Here is a 7,763-nt window from a genome sequence, read left to right as displayed (position 1 = left end):
TTCGCCATAATCACTAGCAATTTTGTATTGCTAGTCAAAAATATGTTTTAGGAAATTGTTTTTCTAAAAAAATAATTTCTTCCTTAATTGTGCATTGTGCATTGTGCATTGTGCATTAATCTAAAAGCTGTGAATTAATATATCAAACGGTAACTTATATTCAGACATACATTAAATTTGAGAGTAGTATAATAATGGTATACCTTACAATTATTATACTATATTTAATCTAGACTACTATACTATATTGATATATAAAATAAAAATTTATATTAATATCTCTTTATAATATTTTTAAAAAGTTCTAACACATAAGAAAAGCTTTAGAATTTTATAATTCTAAAGCTTTCTTTTTTAATCTGGTTCCACATGAACCATACAATGCTTTACATCTTCTATAGTGTTTTCTATACTATCATGAACCAAATTTGCAATATGATGGCCTTCTTCAACTGTTATACTTTTATCCACCTGTATCTCTATATCAACATAAATTTTATTTCCAAACTTTCTTGTTTTTAGATCATTTATCTCTTTTACTCCCTCAATAGAAACAGCCACTTCTTTAATTTGTTCTATAACTTCATCATCAGCAGATTGATCAACCAATTGACCAGTAGCTTTTAAATAAAATTCTACTCCAACCTTTATAAGTATCAATGATACTATAACCCCAGCTACAGGATCTAAAAATTTAAAACCCATTCTTGCTCCGGCTATACCTATAAGGGTACCTATAGAAGAAATAGCATCTGACCTATGGTGCCATGCATCTGCTTCCATTGCAATACTCTTTACTTTTCTTGCAGTTATAATTGTATACCAATACATTCCTTCTTTAACAGCAATTGATACTAAAGCAGCATACAATGCTATAGGCTTTGGAGTATCTAAATTTCCTGACAATAAAATTTGTATAGAATTATAAGCTAAGAACACTCCTGTACCTGCTAATAATAAGCTAACTATTTTTGAAATTTCAGGCTCAAATTTTTCATGGCCATAAGGATGTTTTTCATCAGCATCTTTATTAGAGATTTTCAACCCTATAATAACAACTACTGTAGTTGCTATATCCGAAAAGGTATGAATGCCATCTGCTATCATTGCGCTACTTTTTCCTACAATTCCTGCTATTACCTTAAATATCGCTAATACTGCGTTAATAATTGCTGTAATAATTGATACTCTTGTCGCTTTTTTATAGTTATCCATCCCAATTCCCCTTTCAATTGAAAATACATTACTCTGATATTATATGCAACAAACCCATTTTTATCAACCCTTTTATCGAATTTTATTTTCACGACTTCTATTATCAATTGATAACAGTATTTAGTATTATTATCATTAAATACAGGCTTTCAGTTCATAATGAAATCCATCAGCAAAAAGCCCTTAGAATAAGATTTTTATAAAATTTTCTATGATTTTTACAGTTATAAAAAATTTATATATAACTTTTTAAAATTTCTGCTCTAATAGTAAAAAAGATAAGTTTCTAACCTTATCTTTTTTACTATGGTATAAAATTTTTTCTAAAAAACTTCAGCAGAAAGTTCTGGAAAATAACTCTCTATAATTTCAATTGAAGACCCTAGATTACTCTCATTTAAGGTTAAATAAGTAGGCTTAACCCCTATATCTTCTAAATTTTCTTTAAGAATTTCCATAAAAACTCCTGGAGATTTAATAGTTGAAATATCATTTAATATTTCCGAGAGATTTTCATTTCCGCTTAGTTCCCCACCCCACTTTTTAGAAGAACAAGTATAATTAATTCCGCAACTAGGACTTCCATCAATGCCTAATACTAAAGCTATTTCATAGCCATTGTTTTTATAATCCTCTATTTGATTACTAATAGGCTTTAATAATCTTGTACAATTTTCTCTGAAATATGGTGTATCAAACTGCTCTTTAACATGTCCCCATCTTTTAATTCCATAAAGATTGATTTCAGGACAAGGAAGTTGGATTATGCCAAAATCTTTATTTATCAAAAGCTCCACTACTTCTTTTACTGCCCCTTTATAACTGCACAATCCTTCAACTTTAGAATTTCCATTTAATATACAATGAGCAAGTAAACAAATTTTCTTTGATCTTTTCATAAGGCACCTCGCTATTACATTATCATACCAACAATGATTATACATTTTGAAATAGTATTATTCCAATTCCACTTGCTAATAGATAATTAATTGTTTATTTGAAAATTCTATAGTTTTAAAATAAATTTATTTTTCAATTAGTACTTTATAGCACTAACAGTTATTAATTAGTAATTTAAAATTCATAAAATTGAAGTTCAAAAGTAAAAATTATAGTTTATCATAGAAACCCTTAATTTTAATTATCTTTTTATAATCTATAAAATATGTCAACAATATTAATAAAAATAAAAGGAGTCAAATATGTTACATAATAATTTTTTTAAAAGATGGAATCCCTCAATCTTTCAAGGAAATTTAAATAAAAGAAATTATTTTGAAGGTTGGTATTTTAAGCTAGTATCAGAAGATGAAAAAAATGCTTTTGCATTTATTCCTGGAATATCTTTTGAAAAAAATAAAAAAAGTCACTGTTTTATTCAATTCATTAATGTTTCTACTGGTGAAAGTAAATATTTCACTTTTCCTATGGGGGATTTTTCTTATAGGGAAGATAAGTTTGAAATAAAAATAGCTAATAATATATTTTCTAAAGATTTTATAGATATTAAAATAAATGATAATAATCTTAAGGTAAAGGGTAAAGTTTATTTTCAAGATACAGTTCCTTTCCCTAGTAAAATACATAAGCCTGGAATTATGGGGTGGTACTCCTTTGTCCCTTTTATGGAATGTTATCATGGAGTAGTATCTATAAATCACAGCTTGAAAGGCAGCTTAATTATCAATGAGGAGTTTTATAATTTAGATAGTGGAAAAGGATATATTGAAAAAGATTGGGGAAAATCTTTTCCATCTTCATGGATATGGCTACAATGTAATAATTTTAAAAGCAGTAACTCCTCCTTTATGCTTTCTATAGCTAAAATACCTTGGCTAAAAAATCATTTTGTAGGCTTTCTAGGCTTTCTTTACATCGATGGAGTACTATTAAACTTTGCAACTTATACAGGTGCAATTATAAAAGATATAGCTGTTATAAGAAATAAACTCTTTATAACTATAGAGGATAAAAATTTTAAAATTAATCTTTGTTCCACTAACGAAGATGGAGTAGAATTAAAAGCACCTAGCAGTGGTAAGATGGAGAGGACCATAAGAGAAAGTTTAAACTCAAAGATACATATACAAGTATTTAATAAACAGTATAAAAAAATTTTCGATGATATAGGAACTACCGTAGGTCTTGAAATTAGTGGAGACTTAAAAAATTTAAAATAATAAGTCTCTTTTAACTTACACTGTATTTTAAGAATATACTTCAGTTTATATTCACTCAAAGTCTTCTCCTGTTCCGACAAATATCAGTCACATTTTCAATAATCATTTTATTTAATATGACTAAAAGAAATTATTTTTCAATCCTATAATATTCTAAAGTTGTTAACATCTATAACCACTTTAGAATATTTTTATTTATAATTAATAATCTATATAGTTCTCTATTGATTATATATCAAAGCCCAATTAAAATTAATATAGAAAATTGATATATATGTGAAAATAATTGATATTTTCCAGTATCATAGTTGAAACTATTGAATTCACAATTTCGAATATTTCTCAAAAGAAATTATTTTGATCAAAAATAATTTCCACCACAATTGTGAATTTTGAATTGTGAACTGAAAAGCTCAAGGATGTAGTTATTCTAAAGTAGTATATCTATAGATGGCTGTTAAATATTAATCTTTTATTGACAATATGTAGTTTATTACATAATATGAAAAAGTATAATTAAATAAAAAATCATAGTTAATTTAACATAGTTTTTTAAATTCTAATGTTAAAGCTTTCTAACTATATTAAACTTCTGTTTTTTTAATTATCTAACTATAAAATGAAGCTTATAAATTACTATAATAAAAAATAATGGAGGTGTTAAAATTGAGTAAAAAAACAGATTTAGTTAATGGCAATATTTTTAAATCACTTATTTCTCTAGCACTCCCTATAATGGGAACTTCTTTTATCCAAATGGCATATAACATGACAGATATGATTTGGATTGGAAGAGTAGGAAGTCTTGCTGTAGCTGCAGTAGGTACTGCTGGTTTTTTTATATGGTTTGGTCAGTCTTTTATATTATTATCTAAAGCTGGCGCAGAAATTGGAGTTTCCCAAGCCTTAGGAAGAAATAATAATGATGATGCTAAAAGCGTTGCCACAAATTCTATTCAATTAAATATTATTCTAGCAATTTTATATGGATTATTCTTAATCCTATTCAAAGCTCCTTTAATAGGATTTTTTAAATTAAACAGTCCTGAAGTAATTTCTATGGCAGAAACCTACTTATTTGTAGTTGCCTTAGGAATGGTATTTAATTTTATAAATCCGGTTTTAACAGGGATTTTCAATGGTAGTGGAAATAGTAAAGCTCCTTTTAAAATAAACACTGTAGGACTTATATTTAACATGGTATTTGATCCATTATTAATTTTTGGATTTGGCCCTATACCAGAAATGGGAGTTTTAGGTGCTGCAATAGCTACTGTACTAGCTCAATTTGTAGTTACAATGTTATTTTTAAGAGAAATGAAAAAAGAAGACCTTGAGCTATTTAAAATAAACATATTTAAAAAGTTTGATAAAAAATACTTATCTAAAATAGTTAAATTGGGACTTCCTGTTGCATTACAAAATGGATTATTTTCTTCTTTTGCTATGATAATAGGAAGAATTATTGCTGTTCATGGAGATACAGCTGTTGCAGTTCAAAAAGTGGGTTCACAAATTGAAGCTATATCTTGGATGACTGCTGGAGGCTTTTCCACTGCACTAAGTGCCTTTGTAGGACAAAACTACGGTGCAAGAAAGCATGATCGTATATTTAAAGGATACTTTATTGCTATTGGAGTAGTTAGTATAGTGGGAGTATTTGCTACTGCACTATTAATTTTTGGTGCTAGACCAATATTCTCATACTTTATTCCCGAAGAAGAAGCTATTAAAATGGGAATAGTATATTTGAAGATTTTGGGAGTTTCTCAATTATTTATGTGTTTAGAGATTACTACTACTGGTGCTTTTAATGGCTTTGGTAAAACCGCCTTTCCTGCTCTAATAAGTGTCATATTTACGGGACTTCGTGTACCTGCAGCTATGATATTATCAAAACCTGAGATGTTAGGTCTAAACGGAGTTTGGTGGAGCATAAGTATTAGCAGTATAATTAAAGGAATCTTATTACCTTCTTTATTTATGTTACTAATTGTAAATAATAAAAAATTTAGAGCTTCTTTAATTGAAGGTAGCTTAGACGATGGTAAAAGTGCTTAAGGAATTTAAGCACTTTTTTTATTTCCTATATACTATCTTAAATGCAATATATATCCTTAAATCTCTTAATTCACAATTTCAGATATTTCTCAGTGGCAACTGAAAAATTTAGAATTGATTAACTGTAGCGGCGAACTTAATTCAATTCACAGTTCACAATGNNTTTTAAAGACTAGCAATATAAATTGCTAGTCAAAAAATATGTTTTAAGAAATTATTTTTCTAAAAAATAATTTCTTCCTTAACTGTGCACTGTGAATTGTGAATTGTGCACTAATCTAAGTTGTGCATTTTGCATTGTGAATTGTGAATTAAAATACTATAGAGCTATAAATTAAATTTTAAAGTAACTTATCTATAATGTATCTCTCCAAGCTTTTAAAAAATTCACCAGTTCTTCCTTTTTAGGACTTTTACCCTCTCTTACATAGTATCCTGAGACTGCTGTTCCTAATAATAAAGATAGCTGAATGGATAAATCTAATAGTTGTCCAAAACAAAAACCTGCATTAAAGTTATCTCCTGCTCCTGTAGTTATTTTAGGACTTGCTGTAAATGGTCCTAATGTATGATAATAAGTTCCATTGCAATATGATAAAGCTTCATCTACAGGATGAACTACTACTGCATAAGCATCAATTTTTTCACTTATTTCCCTGCAGGTTTCTTTTAAATCCATATTACTATAATTTTTTTCACTTATAGAAGATAATTTTAAAACTTTTGCCACATCAAAACATTCTTTTTTATTAAGGCCTAGTATAGATTTAAATTTTAAATTAAAATTAGAAATCAATTTTAGCACTTTTATTACGTCTTCCTCTGTTCTTTTTTCAATATCTGCCAAATCAAAAAATACAAACTTATCTGTTGATTTTATGTAAGGATTTATTTCAGAAATCATATTTTCAAAAATTTCATTCATATATGGAAGTGTAGTCCAATTTACCATAGCTAAGAGCTTACACTCTTCTATAAGTTCTCTAAAAATTGAAACCCCTATCTTCTTATCAATAAGACTCCAATTTATCTCCTTCATAGAGCTTTGCTTAGAAGTTATTAACTTTCCATCTTCAAATTCATAGGCTTCAGTATAACTAGGATCACAAATAGATATGGTTCTACAGTTTTTCGCCATATCCCTAAAAACCTCGTGTATATCATCTTCACCTAATGCTCCTATATAAGTTAAATCAAGTCCTAGATTTATAAGTGTATCACACATTATAGGTCCATTTCCTCCTAACTTAATCTTAAGAGGAACTTTTTCTATATTAGTACTCAGCCCTGCTGCTTTTGCTATTCTTTCTCCAAATGATTTTAGTGTTTTAATCCTTTCATACTCATCTGGACTTTTCCTAATGTCTACAGCATGAACAAGTTCATCTACAAAACCATCAAATCCTATTACAGCTTTACACTTAATGTTAGAGTTTTCAATCTTTTCAATAAGCTCTGTTATATTTTTAAATAATTCCTCCAAAGTTCTCCTCCTAAATACATCAAAATTTTGAAACAAATTTATTATCTTTTATATAAAATCTATATAAGTAATCCTTTGCCTCTTCTGCATAGTCAATTCCTATTCTTTTGCAATCAACTATTTCAAAATTATCAATATTACTGTCTTCAATATATAATTTTTCACCACATAAGTCTTCTCCATTTAATTCTCTATTAATTTTTAGTGAATTACAAAGCTTTGCCGGACCATTTGTAAGATTTTTTATTTGTGTTTTAGTCAATTCATCATAATCTTTATTAAATCTATTTCTACTCATTATCTCTAATCCTTCTAATGGTTCTAGTGCTCTAACAAGTACAGCTTGAGGTGTCTCAACTTCTGCTGCTACTACATTGAAACAATAGTATAGCCCATAAATAAAATAAACGTATGCATAGCCACATTCTCCATACATAACCTTTACTCTTTCTGTCCTTCTTCCTCCATAGACATGTGCAGCCTTATCTATAACTCCCATATAAGCCTCACACTCCACGATAATTCCTGAAATTCTTTCTCCTTCTATTTCATGTACTAATTTTTTCCCTAATAACTTCTTAGCCAAAGTAATTGAATCACATCTATAAAAACTTCTATCCAGTTTCAAATCTAGTCTACCCCTTTCCTAATATATTACATTAATTATTATATCCCTTCACTATAAATAAACCCATGAAAAATTTTCAATTCACAGTACACAATTCACAATTATGGATATTTCTCGGTTGCCACTGAGAGATTCAAAATTAATTCTTTCTTAAAGTTACAGAGTAACTTTTTTTAAAAAACTAGCAATATAAAAT

At 28.0% G+C, this 7,763-nt stretch carries 6 protein-coding genes; 2 read left to right on the top strand and 4 right to left on the bottom strand.

The genetic code is table 11. The annotated features are described in order from the left end of the window. Positions 1-354: 354 nt before the first annotated feature. Positions 355-1,215: a cation diffusion facilitator family transporter gene (locus B2W91_RS17570; protein WP_291583275.1), complete on the bottom strand. Its 861-nt coding sequence runs from the start codon at positions 1,213-1,215 to the stop codon at positions 355-357. Between the two features lie 323 nt (positions 1,216-1,538). After that, positions 1,539-2,114, bottom strand: a complete 576-nt coding sequence (locus B2W91_RS17565; RefSeq protein WP_291583273.1) for a CD3072 family TudS-related putative desulfidase — start codon at positions 2,112-2,114, stop codon at positions 1,539-1,541. A 303-nt stretch (positions 2,115-2,417) separates the two neighbouring features. Here B2W91_RS17565 and B2W91_RS17560 point away from each other — a divergent pair, with 303 nt between their 5' ends. After that, positions 2,418-3,395, top strand: a complete 978-nt coding sequence (locus B2W91_RS17560; RefSeq protein WP_291583272.1) for a tocopherol cyclase family protein — start codon at positions 2,418-2,420, stop codon at positions 3,393-3,395. A 666-nt stretch (positions 3,396-4,061) separates the two neighbouring features. Beyond that, a complete protein-coding gene (locus B2W91_RS17555; protein WP_291583271.1) occupies positions 4,062-5,456 on the top strand; it encodes an MATE family efflux transporter in 1,395 nt (464 codons plus the stop codon). 355 nt (positions 5,457-5,811) lie between these two features. Here B2W91_RS17555 and B2W91_RS17550 read toward each other — a convergent pair whose 3' ends face one another. Then, positions 5,812-6,939, bottom strand: coding sequence for a hypothetical protein (locus B2W91_RS17550; RefSeq protein ID WP_291583270.1), 1,128 nt, complete (start codon positions 6,937-6,939; stop codon positions 5,812-5,814). A gap of 19 nt (positions 6,940-6,958) precedes the next feature. Continuing rightward, on the bottom strand, positions 6,959-7,567 hold the full coding sequence (locus B2W91_RS17545) for a DNA-3-methyladenine glycosylase (RefSeq protein WP_291583269.1): 609 nt from the start codon (positions 7,565-7,567) through the stop codon (positions 6,959-6,961). Between the last annotated feature and the right edge of the window lie 196 nt (positions 7,568-7,763).

The organism is Clostridium sp. UBA6640 (assembly GCF_002455975.1).
Taxonomy (GTDB): Bacteria; Bacillota; Clostridia; order Clostridiales; family Clostridiaceae; genus Clostridium_J.
The sequence above is the reverse complement of the archived record's forward strand: the minus strand, read 5'-3'. Positions and strand labels throughout refer to the sequence as shown.